This is a genomic window from Bifidobacterium sp. ESL1118, assembly GCF_058505595.1.
Genome location: NZ_CP196371.1, coordinates 1,178,490 through 1,192,706 on the forward strand (window position 1 = coordinate 1,178,490; position 14,217 = coordinate 1,192,706).

Genomic DNA, 14,217 nt, shown 5'->3' on the forward strand with positions numbered 1-14,217 from the left:
TGCAATTCGAAGCACTATCATCACCCAGTTGCAAACCGTTTGTGAGGTTCGGAAAACCATCGAACCTCACAACGAAAAAGCTGAAACAGCCTCTAAACCAAATCACCACTCATGCATGGTGCCGTCAAGAAGCCTGTCGACCGGTAACGGAGCCGGCTGGTAGGGGTACTGGGCGGCGAGCTTCTCATCGAAATAACGCCCAAGCCCGGTTTGTTGCCCGGATGCAGATAACAGTACTTGTTGCGTACCTCTTCGCAGACCCCTGGAATGGTGTTGAGATAGGTTCGGGGCGTCCCCAGACCTCCTCCACCGGCACCGAGGTGCGGCGCGCAGGCTCGTAGTCGTAGCGCATGCCCTTCTCCCCCTTGCCGGTCTGGGCGTTGGTGGAGGCCACCACACCGTAGGTGGAAGGGATGCCAGGCAGCGCACATTGGATGAGCGTGGCCTTGAAACCCACGTCACGATACATATCGATGCCGTCGAACAGGCTGGGCAGGCCGGTGTCGGAGGCATGTACATATGCCAGGATGCCCTTGCGTGAGGCACCACGCGAGCTGATAGCCCTTCCCGCCTACGAACTGGCTGAAAAAGAACGGGACGGCAATACATGGCATATGGCCTGCGACCTCGACGTGACGGTGCAGGTGCTCCACGACTATCAACTGTTCCTCGACAACTGCAGATACGCACACACCTTTGTGCCGGTTATCGGTTAAGCTTGATTGCGACGGCGTGGCCATTTCACGTCCACCCGCACCGTAGAGGGATTTGACATCAAGAAGAAGAGAGACCATGTCGGAACAAAACGACCTGCAGGACAACACAGCCTGGAACCCGAAACCGGAAATGCAGCCGGCACCCCCGATGCCGCCAAGCAACGCCAACCAGTCGACATGAATGGATTCACAGGAGAACGCGCCCGAAACAACCGATGCAAATGTCCGGGAGCCGTTGCCCGACCAACATGCCAGTACATACACAGGGCAGGGAACGCTACCGAATGCATCAGGGGCGAAAACCGCAGATGCACAGAATCTCAGGCCGTCAAATGCGAGCCAGTCCGGAAAACCAGCAAAGAGAAACCCTTTCTTCAGGGATGGTAGATTCTGGATTGGCCTCATAGCGGGAATCATCATAGGTGCAATAGCGGGAATCGGCGGGCTCTCGATTGTCGCGGCACATGAGGTAGCCAAAGAGAATGCAGCCCAGCAGTCCGCAGCCGCAAAGAAAAAAGCCTACGCGGACAAGATTCTTGAACGGGCCTACAATGCCTGCCAACCTTCCGACACTGATTCCGATGGATTCCCCAACAATGACACGTTGGACATCGAGGAAGGGAACAGGACCCTGCATCTCACCTTACCGGATTCCAAACTCAACACCTACGAAACCTATCATTGCGTGGCGGAGAAAGTGAATATGCCAGAATCCGTCCAGGACAAGATAGGCCAGACCACCAGCCTGGCGGGCATGCAATCCGATTCATGGGACAACCTCAAGGCGACCTGGACATACAGAGGCAGCGACGGCTTGGACCTCACCATCGAGCGCAAATAACCTCATCTAAATCTTGGTGAGAAAAGCGCAATCACGAAGGCCACGCTTCGGCGGGGTCTTACCATGTCCGCAGGCGCCGTGGAAGACTTTCATCGGCAGTGTCGAAAAGTCTTCCATAAAGGGGTTCCGTGGTTTCGACCTTTTGCCACTGGCATGGATTGACCATGGAAGATTCTTGCGTTCAAGGCTGAAAATGATGCATGAATGCCTTATGCCAAATATCCCTAGACAGTGAGCCCAACATGTAGTAAAACCATAGCGCTTTCATTAGGTTGCAACCATGGAAAGCGCATTACGGGCCATAACGCGTGGAGCGCGATAAGCAGGAAACCGGCGATGCCAGCGACGATTAGTATCATATCGAGTGTCACGCAAATCCAGAAGAACAGTTTGTGGGCACCCATGAATTTCCATACGAAGTTGCTCTGGTTAGGTATCTTCTCTTCGACGGCTCTGGCGATACGGCAAAAGAAGCGCATGAATGGATGCCATCCCATGAGCGTCGATAGGATCGAGGTCTGCGAGGGGCTGTCCATTGTCTCGTCACGTCCGGAGAACTCCTCGCGTTTCCTTGGCGGAAATGCATGCTTGGGTTCCTGTTCCAGCTCAGGCGCCTTCGCGGTCTGCGGCTTGGGCTGCTTCTTCTCCTGCGCGTCGGCCACCACCTCGTTCGCGGTCTCCCCGTCCTCGGAACTGGCCGCCATCAGCCCTGCACCCCAGAAATTCCCAAGGCCTCCAACCTTATTTTGAGGGATTCCTCCGAAACGTCGAATATGTCCGCAAGCTTCTTGACGGTGTACTCGTTCCTGTTCCAGAACGTCTTCACCGCACTGGCTGGCATGAGCAGCGTCGCGGCGAAGGAGTTGGCCCATATCTCGGTCGCATCGGTTCCAAGCTGTGAAAGCTCGTTGCGATTCACAAGCTCCCCCATCGCATCGGTCCACTGGTAGGTCTGGTAGTCCTTGACGAAATGGCCCAGCTCGTGGGCAATCGTGAATCTCTGACGGTGCGGGTGCTGATACATGCTGTACGAGATCATAAACGGCTCATCCGAGTTCTTCGTCAGGGCGCCATCAACGTTCTCGTCGAGAGGCAGCCCCTTTACCCGTATGCCCAGACTAAGAGCCACCCGATTGACATCCACAGGAATCTGATAGGTCCCGTCCGAAACAAGCAACCGACGGATGACATCGATTGCCGCGGCGGCAGGGCTGGCGCTGCTGATGGTTATCTTTTTGGAAAAGTTCGCCTGCAACGTCTCATCAGTCACCTCACCCACATCCTCCACACTCATATGCCCGCCTTTCCCATACTCAAACAGTCTACACTCGGCATACAAAGCCGACGGCGGAGATTTCCAAAAAGCTTCACAAAACTCTTTCACTTTGGTGTGCACCGTCTAGTTTCGGACACTTGCTACAGATACGAAGAAACCCCGCAGGCTTTGAGCCTGTAGGGGTTTCGTATGGGGTGGATGACGCGGTTCGAACGCGCGACCTTCTGAACCACAATCAGATGCTCTACCTGCTGAGCTACATCCACCATGCGGTGTCGAATCAACTCAAGCACAAGCTCCAGCCGTTTCGCACAACAGAGGAAACTATACACGCCCTATGGGACTTGTACCAGATGGCGCGTCGCTACCGATTGACATCCATGAATCCTGCACGCCTCAGATATCCGTTGCCAGCAGTGACATCATACTGGATAAGCTTGTAATCATGCATCAGCTGCCTGGTCTTGGCATCGAAATCTCCTGCATTCATAGGCCGTCCATGGACATCCAGATAAATCGACTGACCTGCAGGTATCCGGTCCCAACCCTGAATCTTATTGACCACAGGAGGTTCCATCGCAGCCACCTTTCCATGGAGTTGGGTAAGGAACGCAAGGAACGGCGAAACCTTGGCATCAAGCTGCTGCGCCGCCTGAGCCATGAAAAAGTTCGGCGAGGAATAGGCGCTGTCTCCAACCTTCACACCTTGACGCCCGGAGGCCTTATTGGACCAGATGAAATAATCCGTCTCATGCAACGCCAGAGAATTGGCACTGTCGGCGCTGGCTGTCTTGTAGATTCCCGGAAGGTGGTCGCCATAGAAGACCACCGTGACCGGCTTCTTCAGTTTGTCGAGCTTGGCCAGGAAGTCCGCCGTCGCCTTGTCTGTATGGTTTACCCCGGAGGCATACGTCTCGATTGATTCGGTTTCGTCCTTGCCCAGCGCGACTGCCGATCCTGTGCCCGTAGCCTTGAAATCGTTATCCGGATACCAATTCTTATAGGGCATATGGTTCTGCATGGTGGCAAGCTGGAAGAACTTGGCACCGCCGGCTTTCGCAATCTGCTCATAGGTGCTGGCATATGCGGACTCATCAGAAACATACGGGGACGAACCAAGTTTCTTCTGATGATCAATGATTTCAGGAGGCTGAAGCGTGTAGAAATGGGAGAAACCGAACTTCTTGTAATTTTGAGCCCGGGAATACATCGAAGGCTCGTATGGGTGCAGGGCTATGGAATTCGCGCTGCCTCCCCACTGCTGGTTGATGGCTGGAGTCCACTTCTCACCGGGGACCAACTGCTGGTATGGACTGGTGAGCGAGGGGTCGAAATTGGCCATCGACATGCCCGTCAGACTCATGTATTCCAGATTCGCGGTGCCTCCGCCATAACCAGAGGAAAGCATAAGACCGCTGGTTGTGTTCCCCTTAATCGCGCGAATCTTCGGCATTGGGTCGGCATTGAGCTTAAGTCCTGGCACTCGGGTCGGATCGGAATACGATTCCGAAAGAACAAACAACACCGAGCTGTCATTCAGATCGGCATCTCGTTCTTTGTTAATTGATGTTGCAGCTGCCTCATAGCGCTTGGCCACCTGTTTCATCGTCTCTTGGCTGTAATCGCCTGGTTCATCCATGATCTTTGGCTTGACCTGCCCCAGAAAGGAAACCAGTGGACCGTTGCGTTGGGCGTCATACACAGAATCCCACATTGAAGGCACGTCACCCAAACCATGGGCCAAGGAATTGGACCAGGAACCCACTGAACTCACACTCAGCGTATAGGAGACCACCAGCAGCAAAGAAACCGCCATGGCCAGAACACGAACAACCGCGCCAATGACCTTATTCATCCTCAACACAACCCGACCGCCTCGGGCATCGGACTTGCCCAGGAACCAGAACAGCAACACAATGGCTGCGATGCCCGCCACTGCCAGTGTTACCAATGTGCCGGAGCCCGAAGGGAGGAAGCTGGCGATGCTGCCGGCATCGGATTTGAGGAAGCTCAGGTCCGAAGGCAGAATCGTCTCATAGCGTGCGCTCACCTTGAAGTGCTCCACCACGGCGATGATGACGGAAAGAATCAGCATCAGGCCAGAGGAGAACCAGAATCTGTTGACGAGCATGATGACCACACCATAGACAAGCCCCAGCAAAACCATGTTGAGCAGAAGAACGAAGTTGCCTCTCTGCCAGATCCCGCTGATCATCGTCCAAATGTTGTCGATCGGGCTGGAGAGATCGGTTCGCGTGGTCTTTTGCGTCACACCCTGCTGCAGGATGACGACGGCCAGAAAATCAAACAGCACAAACAGCAACGCATAGCCATACCATTTGATGTTCAGCGCCCAACGAAATGTGCGGGAGGTCTTATGGCCGGGTTCGTCCCCCTGGCCCAGCGCCGGCCGGCCGTCGTTTCCCGTCGCCTGCTCCGGATCGATTGATTCGTCGGGCAAGTCTGCCCGACCGCTTTCACGAAGCTGATCAGTAGCATCCATATTCATACCATCCACACTCGCATCCTGATTTTATGTTCATGGGTTGTCTTGCGCAACCCTTCCGACCCACGCCTTTCACAGGCCATACACAATAGAGTCCACATATGTCTCGGACTTTCACAACCAGCTGCATGAAGCCATGACGGCCCCTGAGACGCAGGCCTTAGAACGTTCAACACAAATCCCGTCCCCAGCGCTCGGCCATCAACAAATCCAAATAACGACCAAACTATTGTTGCATTGTAACAAAACAAGTCCATATTGATATCATTCCCATGAACGATGACGCATTCGAGATTGTGGTCTAGAATCAAATACATTACAACAAAGGCATGCGAAGGGCATAATGAACTGGTTTTTCAAAATCAAACTTATCAATGGGTGGCTCCCCACTACGATGCTTCTCATCACCATCGTAGGTTTGGCCGTTGTGGTCATACTGAGATCACGAAAAGGTTGGTTAAAGCCCTTGATCTCGCAACTTGGCATTGGAGTGTTGGGATTCTTTGGAGGTTGGCTTGTAGTTTGGATGCTCTCAGACGTGTTCCGCGTGTTTGGCGTGAGCCTTGGATGGGTCGTCATGCTGACGATTGCCACCGGCATCGGGATCATCGTGGCACTTATAGCGGCAGTCTGCCAGTCGAGCGGCGTTCGTCGCGTATTAGCGGCAGTCATGATTGTTGTGTCCTTGCTCACTTGCGCATTGAGGGTTGACAAGACCTACGGCGAATACACGACGTTGGGGTCTTTGTTCGGCGTCTCCCAATTCCCGAAATTCGATGGCCAGGCAGTGAAAAGCAAGCCTGCAATGAGCATCGCACAATGGCGGAAAAGGGCGGAAGCAGGAAAGACACCGACCATGCCCGAAAAAGGACAGGTCTTTTCAGTATCGTTGCCAAACAGTTATTCAGGCTTTAAGGCCCGTAGGGCGAATGTCTATTTGCCGCCTGCTGCGATGAGCGATACTCCCCCAGCCTTGCCTGTCATGGTTGTGCTTGCCGGCCAGCCAGGTAACACAGACAGGTTTTTCACTGCCGGCCAGCTTGGCAAGATGCTCAACACCTATGCCTCCAAGCACGACGGTCTGGCGCCCATCGCCGTCTCACCGGACCAGAACGGCACCTTGTTGCATAATTCGCTTTGCTCCGACACCGCCAATGGCGGCAACGCCGAAACGTACCTCACCAAAGACGTCACCGGATGGATAAAAACAAACCTGCCCGTTGCAACCAAGCCAAGCGAATGGCTAATCGGTGGTTTTTCACAAGGCGCCACATGCAGTACCCAGCTCGGTCCGGCCCACCCGAACATCTATGGTCACATCTTTTCCGCTGGAGGAGAAATCGAGCCTGTCAATGGGTCTCACAAATCCACATTGAAACGCTACTTCAATTCGAATGAACATGCGTATAACGATCATGTGCCAATCACCATCATCAGGCGCAGCAGTTCAGCCAGCCAATCATGGTTCAGCATCGCCGGGCAATGGGACAAACGCTCACAGAAGAACCAGATGGCAATCGTTAAGGCAGCCATGGATGCCGGGATGAGCACCACCACCGTGGTCTCGAAAGACACCGGCCACGATTGGCATACGGTTCAGGCAGGCATGCTGCCTATGATTGACTTTTTCGGAGACGAAACAGGCATCGGGAAAACAGGCAAGACCATCTCACAATATCCGAACCTTACCGTCATCGATTCACGTACAACTGCAAAAGAGGACTAGTATGAAGGCCAAAGCCAAACATTCATCAAGCTGGCATATTCTCGGCACGGACTTAAAGCGCTGGTCCCACGAGCATATGTTCGCCATCGTCTGCTCTCTTCTGTTTTTCCTTGTCAATATTTTCCACGATATATGGCAGACGGTTCGTCATGTTCATACAGCACCTAATGTCCGCAGCCTCAGTCTTTCGCGAGCCCTTGCAGAGGGTCGGCTGAGGCCAGGTCCAAGGCCTTGGAGAGGCCAAGAGATGGACGTGTTGACTTGGCTCACTCACGTTCTTGGGTCGATGGTGTTTGTTCACGGCATATTCATGCTCATCATATATTCCCTATTGATGCTGGTGGTGCTCAGCACAGCCCAATCACACCTTGGAGCGCTGAAAACCATCGCGACCTCGGTCGTCAGCGCACTGCTTGGCACAATCGTCGGTCTGGGAATCTGCTACTTGGTCAGCCATACCGTACAGGGCTGGACCCGTCTGGAACGCATTCCAGTCCTGCTCTCGCCGTTGACACTGCTCATCGGCCCACTTATGGCCACGAGCTCTTTTGAATCCGTACTTTGGAAACGCCGTATCGTATTGCTGGGGTATACGTTTGTCGGAACGCTCCTATTGTTCAGCGGAAACCCAGGAGACTATTGCAATCTGGCTGCCGCGGTGGCAGGACATGTCATAGGCCTGTGGATGCACGGAAGAGGAGGGGAACGAACCCATTGGCAGCGAGGCACGGATTACGAAATCCGACGTCTCTTCGCGTTCGCCCAAGTTGTGCTCGCCGTTGGCCCCATCCTCTCGCTCACGTCAACCTCACGGTTCGGGATTCTGACAGGTTTGGGCCTCTTCACAACGTCACTGTTGGGAGACTCCCCCTTCATCACTTCGTGCGGCACGAACGCCACCATCAAAAGCTGCATCATCATCACGGGTCAGCATAGCGTTGCCTTGCTCGGCCTCTGGCTGCACATTTTACTTCCGGTCGCAGCATTGGCAGTCGTCGCCTGGGGTCTTTACCACGGACGAAAAGTAGCGGCATGGACCAGCATGATCGTCAATGGATTGGTCGTTTTCTTCACGATTCTCTACTATGTTGTTTTTCCATTGACACTCTCGCCAGCCAACGATGAAATTAACAGACAGTATGCCACAATGCCTGCCTTCGTCATCACCGCTCTGCCATCACTGCTGCTCATCATTTTTATGGCACGAGAACTTTCACACTTTGAAGTTCCCACTGGAAAAATAAGGGTTCTCAATGGTCTTCTCGCCATGGTGATCTCACTGATCGCCACAAGCAGCCTCTATGTGCTGTTCACGCTTTCATTCCCCTCATCCTTTGCGCCTAGGCCCACGCTGAAGCTACTCATTCTCGATACACTGCGGCGTCTTCTGCCTCTTGGCTTCGGTGGCCGCAAGACAGTGCTCATTCACCCGAGGACCATGCTGGCCACGCTGACGGGAACCGCGATTACCACGATTTTCTGGCTTACGGTGCTTATCGTGTTCATCTTCTGGTTCAAGGACAATGTCACGCTTGATGAACGCAACCGCGAACGGGCGAATTCTTTGGTTGAACTTGGCGGCGACTCGATGAGTTTCATGACCACTTGGGACGACAACCACTATTGGTTCTCCCATACAGGTCGTTCCGCCATTGCATACCGTGTGATGCATGGCATCGCACTGACCGTCACAGGGCCTTTTGGCGATCGCAATGAATACATGCAAGACCTTGAGGCATTCTCCAATTTCAGTGACTCCAACGGGTGGTCCCCTGCCTTCTATGCCGTACACGACGAGCAAAGAAAAGAACTCGAAGCTGAAGGGTTCTCATCGATTCAGGTCGGCACGGAAATGGTCATCGATCCCAATGCCTGGCAGACTCGCGGGCACAAGTGGCAGGATATTCGCACAGCCATCAACAAGGCCAAACGAGACGGCATTACGGACGTACTGGGAACCTATGACAGCGTCGGATTCGACGTACAGCAGCAAATCGTCGAAATCTCGGAGCAGTGGGCACAGCTCAAGGCGCTGCCCGAGATGAAGTTCACGCTGGGAGGCATAGAGGAACTGCGCGACCCACGTGTGGCTGTGCTATATGCCGTCGACAAAGACGGTCGTGTGCTTGGCGTCACCAGCTGGCTGCCCACCTATCGAGGTGGCAAGGTGATAGGTTGGACGCTTGATTTCATGCGCCATCGTACCGACAGCCCAAATGGCGTTATGGAATTCCTCATCGCCCGCATGGCGGAACGGCTGCGCGACCAAGGCGCGGCCAACCCTATGAATGCAGTGGAGTTCATGAGTCTTTCCGCCGCACCATTGGCCGGCATGGGCGAGGGCCGTGAACAACCCAAAGCTCAAGGCAAGGGCGAAGATGCGGAAAAAATCACACAAAGCGGGGAAGAAATCATCGAACATGCCTTGCAGATTGTAGCTGACATTCTTGAACCCGCATATGGCTTCAAGTCCCTCTTCTTCTTCAAACGTAAGTTCCAGCCCACTCCGGCACCGATCTACATCTGCTATCCTGATTCTTCAAAGCTAGCGCAAATCGGCATTTCCGTAGTCAGTGCCTATGTACCCGAACTCAAGGCAAACCAGGTGATCGACATTCTGAAAACCATGACCGCGAAGAAGAACGACGGCGACAATTCAGCCAAGAACAACGCCAAAGTTCCAGCGGCCAAAGTGGCCGACTCTAAAAACAGCACGCCAAAATCAACGGTCAAGCCAAAAGACGTCTCTGCAGATACCGGAAAAAACGACTCAGGAAACAAGGCCCGTGGAAACGGCTCAGCGAACTAATTCGATGGCCTTTACGCCGGGCTTTTTGGTGGGGCGAAACAGCACGAATCGGTGGCCGATGACCTGCACCACTTGGGCGCCGACCTGCCCCGCCAAAGTCTGGCTGACTTCCTTTTCGTCAATGGGGCAGCCATCCTGCAAGGCGCATTTGAGCAGCTCATGGCTCTCCAACGTTTCACTGGCCTGTTTCACTGCGGCATCGGTGAGCCCGTTCGAACCAATCCATAGCATGGGCTCAAGCTTGTTGGCCATACCACGAAGCTGCTTGATCTGCCGTTTGTTGAGTTTCTTCTGCACCATAGCGTTCCGCCATTCCACTTATGCTCATACCGTCTACATTTCTCGCTGTCCAAGGTAAAGCCACCAATCACAGATGGCATCTGGTGACCCCGGCGAGATTCGAACTCGCGACCTACAGATTAGAAGTCAGTTGCTCTATCCAGCTGAGCTACGGGGCCATTCAGAAAGATTATATGGTGGCGTCAAGACCCAGCTGCGGCATCCTGCACAACAAGTCGCATTCAGCCGAATGAATTCAAGTTACCTATATTCCGTTTTCCTCATTGTTCTACCGTAGCCTCAGTGTCATTCACCGATAGCACCGCTGATGACCTTCCAGCCCAATGAGGCAATGGTCCGCCAACAAATCGGTGGGCTCAAGTGTCTGTTTGGAGCCATCCTCAACCAGAGTCCCAGAAAATTGCGTCTCATACTCCGGCACTGAAAGCCGGTGACGGCGTTCCAGCATGGCCCGGTGGCCCATTGCGTCAAGCCGATTGCGGAACTGCGGCTGCAAGACACCGAAATACAGCTCGGCTTCGGATCCGGAACCATAGCTGAACAGGCCGATACGGTCTGTCTCATCCAGACTCCGGTCGTTGTCCAACAATGAGATGAGGCCCAGATACAGCGACCCGGTATAGATATTACCTATCTGCCTGCCATAGACGGTGCTACTCTCGAACCGGTCGCTCAACCGTGCGTACACCTGTGAGCCGACCTTATCTTTCAGCGTGCGCAGCCCCTTACGCCCCATCTTCGAGAACGGAATGTGAAAGAGCTGAGCAGCGAGATTGTCAGAGTCAGTCAGCCCCATGCCCTCAGCCCTATCCCAGGCATCCTCAAACATCGAAACGTAGACCTCTTCGGAGTACTTTCCCTGTGCAAACGCCACCGAAGAGTAGTTCGGCCGCCAAAAATCAGACGTGCTACGACTCATCGCCACAGTGCGAGGCTCAATGGCGAGCAGGCCGGGATTGGCAGAAACCACCATGGCAACCGCACCGGCACCCTGAGTCACCTCACCCGGCGTATCCAACCCGTAGCGAGCCACATCTGAAGCAATGACCAAGGCCTTACAATCCGGATGCGAGCGCACGAAGTCCAACGCCACCATAAGTGCCGCCGTGCCTCCATAGCAAGCCTCTTTGATCTCCATGACGCGCATGGTCTGCGGCAGTCCCAGCAAATCGTGGATGAACAGCGCCGATGCCTTGGACTGGTCGATGCCCGACTCAGTGCCGACCGCCAGCAGACCGATGCAGGAACGAACGGCATCGTCGAGCAAAGGCTCGGCGGCGTTGGCTCCCATAGACACTATGTCCTGGTCGAGTGAAGGAACCGACATGCGCTCCTGACCGATGCCGATGAGGTATTTGTTGGGGTCCACTCCCCTGGCCTCGGCCAAATCGATCAAATCCAGATATTGGTTCGGCGTGTAAAAATCGAGACTGTCAATGCCGTAATCACTCATGGTGCGCTCCCTTCTGAACAGAGGGTCTTTGGATACCGGGCCACTCCCAACCAGCTGTTTGGTTTGCACCATTCGCCGTGCCGATGTCCTTCGACAATTTCAATTGCGTCACAATCCGCTCTGCCATGGCCAAATCCGCATGATCTGCGTTTCGACGCAATTCTTGCACAGCTTGTGAAATCTCATCTTCGCCGCTTGCACCGGCCATCACTGCAAGACTGCGCAGCTGCAGGTTCATATGGCCCTTTTGGATGCCGTATGTTACCAAAGCCCGCAATGCCGCCATATTGGAGGCCAAACCGACACTGACGGCAATTCCCATGAGTCTACTTGCATCGGGATTCCCCAGCAGATCCATGGCCAGTTTTGCGACCGGCAACGTGGAAACAGCCCCTCCCACGGCACCAATGGGCATAGGCATATCGATATTGCCAGCCAGGCAATCATCTTCGATCGACCAATGGGTCCAGGTCGGGTGTTCCTGCGTGCAGTCAGCGTACGCAGCGGCTTCCACATTGCGGGTGTCATTTCCCGTGACCAACACAAAAGCGCTGACACCGTTCATAATCCCCTTGTTTTGCGTGCAGGCACGTTCCTGGCAGATCTCGGCAAATCGTCCGGCCTGAACGATCCGATTCGCCACCTCCTGCCCTGACATTTCCAGGGTTTCCAGCTGCGTGAACCGGAATCTGGCTTTCGCACGGGCTCGTTGCAATGTGGCTTTGTTCGACACGATGCCCATCAGCAAGTCGAGCTCAGGCTCCCGCTCACCGATGTAGCGCCCCACTGCCTCGCAGATCGTGTTGACCACATTGGCGCCCATGGCCTCGCCCGGGTCAATCGTCAGGCGGAATTCCACAAAATCGCCGTCTTGGTGGTGCGTCACCACCTCGATGCTCTGAAGGCCGCCGCCGTGCCGCCACAAACTCGGATGTGCATCGTGCGCCACCCGGCAGATGCTCTCCCGATGTTCATCCAGGAATCGTTCCGGCTGATCCATTTGCCCAAGGAACACCACCTGACCGGCCAAGCCACCGCGGCTGACAGATGTTGCAAAACCGCCGGTATCCTGACAACGTTTCGCGGCGTTGCCGGCAGCAGCTATTACGGAGGGCTCCTCCACAGCAAGAGGCACCACCACCGGCGCGCCATCGACGATGAAGTGCTCAGCCAAACCCAACGGCACAGGAAAGGCGCCGATTTGGTTTTCAATCATGTTGGCGGCAATAGATGTCGGCAGAGCGGTCGAAGGGGTTAGCAGGTCCGCTTCCGCCTGGCTAAGCACACCGGAACCAATCAGCGACCTCACGCGGTCCTGTGTCGTCATTTCGTGGAATTTCATTGGTTGGTCCTCTTCTCAAGACTGTTCATCATGTGGTCTTCGTTGCAATGCATTAATATTCCAGCAGTTCTAGAAGGTCTCCACCTCCATGGCGATCCCTTGGCCTCCGCCGACGCACAGAGAAGCCACGCCACGGTGCAGCCCAAGCCTTAACAGGTTGTGGATCAACGTGGTGAGGATACGGGCCCCTGATGCCCCCAACGGATGGCCGAGCGCAATCGCCCCACCCGAAACGTTGTATCTGTCGGGGTCAATGCCCAATTCCTGGCGCGTTATAAGCGCTTGGCTAGCAAAAGCCTCATTGACTTCAACCAGATCTATGTCTTCAACGCCTTGCCCTAGGCGTTCCAAAAGCTTGCTGACTGCTAGGACCGGTGCGTACCCCATGCGTTCGGGCTCGCAACCGGCTTCGGCATAACCTGTGATTCGTACCAAAGGATTAAAACCCAGCTCACCAGCCAATCCAGCCGTGGTCAGAATCACCAGGCTGGCCCCGTCGCTGATGGGCGAGGCATTCCCGGCTGTCACCACACCATCAGGCGAATATACGGGCTGCAACCTCGCCAAAGCATCGAACGACGTGTCGGAACGAATGGATTCATCCTCGTGGATCCCGGCAATGGGAACAATCTCCTTGTCAAACCAACCCGATGCCTTGGCTTGGGCCGCACGTCGCTGCGAGCGCAGCGCATACCCGTCGATTTTCCCGCGCGTCAGATGAAACTCTTTGGCAAGATTTTCCGCAGTCTGGCCGACCGGATACCCATGAAACGCATCATTGAGCCCATCAACAAACAAACTGTCGCTCAGCGAATCGACGTCAAACCCGTTCTTTCCTGTCCTTTTGGCAATCCCCGGAGCATTCGACATGCTTTCGACACCTCCGGCGATCACCACATCCGCGTCAGCCATTGCCAGGGCACACTGCCCCAGACGAATGGCCTTGAGGCCCGAGCCGCACACCTGATTGACACTCATCGCGGTTCCCGATTGCCTGAGACCAGAACCGATCTGTACCTGCCGAGCAACGTTCTGCCCCGCTCCCGCGCTCAGCACATTGCCCAATATAATCTGATCGACAGCATCAGGACCAAGCCCGCAGGATGCACACATGCTCCGGCATAACCGCGTGGCCAGCTCGACCGGACCCATCGCGCTCAAACCGCCACGGAACTTTCCGATCGGCGTCCGTTTTGCGTCCACAACTACAATAGTCGACGAATCCATCGCTCTGCGCAATACCCTCAC

12 protein-coding genes and 2 tRNA genes are annotated in these 14,217 nt (G+C 54.8%); 4 read left to right on the forward strand and 10 right to left on the reverse strand.

What is annotated here, in order from left to right; all coding sequences use genetic code 11:
- Nucleotides 1–184: 184 nt before the first annotated feature.
- On the reverse strand, nt 185–469 hold the full coding sequence (locus ACSYSS_RS04660) for a hypothetical protein (protein WP_491702915.1): 285 nt from the start codon (nt 467–469) through the stop codon (nt 185–187).
- A 4-nt stretch (nt 470–473) separates the two neighbouring features.
- On the opposite strand from ACSYSS_RS04660, the gene ACSYSS_RS04665 reads away from it, so the two are divergent.
- Both ACSYSS_RS04665 and ACSYSS_RS04670 read left to right on the forward strand, forming a co-directional pair.
- Nucleotides 474–716 (forward strand): hypothetical protein, encoded by a 243-nt coding sequence (locus ACSYSS_RS04665; RefSeq protein WP_491702916.1) that lies wholly within the window; start codon nt 474–476, stop codon nt 714–716.
- Between the two features lie 181 nt (nt 717–897).
- Entirely contained in the window at nt 898–1,557 is a 660-nt protein-coding gene (locus tag ACSYSS_RS04670; protein ID WP_491702917.1) for a hypothetical protein, read from the forward strand.
- Nucleotides 1,558–1,781: 224 nt separating this feature from the next.
- On the opposite strand, the gene ACSYSS_RS04675 is transcribed toward ACSYSS_RS04670, so the two are convergent.
- The 4 genes from ACSYSS_RS04675 to ACSYSS_RS04690 form a co-directional block, all read right to left on the reverse strand.
- Complete coding sequence (locus ACSYSS_RS04675) at nt 1,782–2,261, reverse strand: hypothetical protein (protein ID WP_491702918.1); 480 nt, start codon at nt 2,259–2,261, stop codon at nt 1,782–1,784.
- Nucleotides 2,261–2,851 (reverse strand): ImmA/IrrE family metallo-endopeptidase, encoded by a 591-nt coding sequence (locus ACSYSS_RS04680; protein ID WP_491702919.1) that lies wholly within the window; start codon nt 2,849–2,851, stop codon nt 2,261–2,263. The genes ACSYSS_RS04675 and ACSYSS_RS04680 overlap by 1 nt, the downstream gene beginning before the upstream one ends.
- Nucleotides 2,852–3,023: 172 nt before the next feature.
- Nucleotides 3,024–3,099: transfer RNA gene (locus tag ACSYSS_RS04685), tRNA-His, on the reverse strand.
- A 98-nt stretch (nt 3,100–3,197) separates the two neighbouring features.
- Nucleotides 3,198–5,336 carry an LTA synthase family protein gene (locus tag ACSYSS_RS04690; RefSeq protein ID WP_491702920.1) on the reverse strand — a complete coding sequence of 713 codons (2,139 nt, stop codon included), beginning with the start codon at nt 5,334–5,336 and terminating at the stop codon, nt 3,198–3,200.
- Nucleotides 5,337–5,865: 529 nt separating this feature from the next.
- Here ACSYSS_RS04690 and ACSYSS_RS04695 point away from each other — a divergent pair.
- Together ACSYSS_RS04695 and ACSYSS_RS04700 are read left to right on the forward strand one after the other, a co-directional pair.
- The gene (locus ACSYSS_RS04695; protein ID WP_491702921.1) at nt 5,866–7,065 is read left to right on the forward strand and encodes an alpha/beta hydrolase; all 1,200 of its coding nucleotides are present in this window, start codon (nt 5,866–5,868) and stop codon (nt 7,063–7,065) included.
- A 1-nt stretch (nt 7,066) separates the two neighbouring features.
- Nucleotides 7,067–9,874 carry a bifunctional lysylphosphatidylglycerol flippase/synthetase MprF gene (locus ACSYSS_RS04700; protein WP_491702922.1) on the forward strand — a complete coding sequence of 936 codons (2,808 nt, stop codon included), beginning with the start codon at nt 7,067–7,069 and terminating at the stop codon, nt 9,872–9,874.
- Here the strand turns inward: ACSYSS_RS04700 and ACSYSS_RS04705 are convergent.
- The 5 genes from ACSYSS_RS04705 to ACSYSS_RS04725 form a co-directional block, all read right to left on the reverse strand.
- Entirely contained in the window at nt 9,863–10,174 is a 312-nt protein-coding gene (locus tag ACSYSS_RS04705; protein ID WP_491702923.1) for a YhbY family RNA-binding protein, read from the reverse strand. The genes ACSYSS_RS04700 and ACSYSS_RS04705 overlap by 12 nt on opposite strands.
- 81 nt (nt 10,175–10,255) lie before the next feature.
- Nucleotides 10,256–10,332: transfer RNA gene (locus ACSYSS_RS04710), tRNA-Arg, on the reverse strand.
- Nucleotides 10,333–10,463: 131 nt separating this feature from the next.
- Nucleotides 10,464–11,627: a hydroxymethylglutaryl-CoA synthase gene (locus ACSYSS_RS04715; protein ID WP_491702924.1), complete on the reverse strand. Its 1,164-nt coding sequence runs from the start codon at nt 11,625–11,627 to the stop codon at nt 10,464–10,466.
- A complete protein-coding gene (locus ACSYSS_RS04720) occupies nt 11,620–12,954 on the reverse strand; it encodes a hydroxymethylglutaryl-CoA reductase, degradative (protein ID WP_491702925.1) in 1,335 nt (444 codons plus the stop codon). The genes ACSYSS_RS04715 and ACSYSS_RS04720 overlap by 8 nt, the downstream gene beginning before the upstream one ends.
- Nucleotides 12,955–13,038: 84 nt before the next feature.
- Nucleotides 13,039–14,172, reverse strand: a complete 1,134-nt coding sequence (locus ACSYSS_RS04725; protein ID WP_491702926.1) for a thiolase family protein — start codon at nt 14,170–14,172, stop codon at nt 13,039–13,041.
- Between the last annotated feature and the right edge of the window lie 45 nt (nt 14,173–14,217).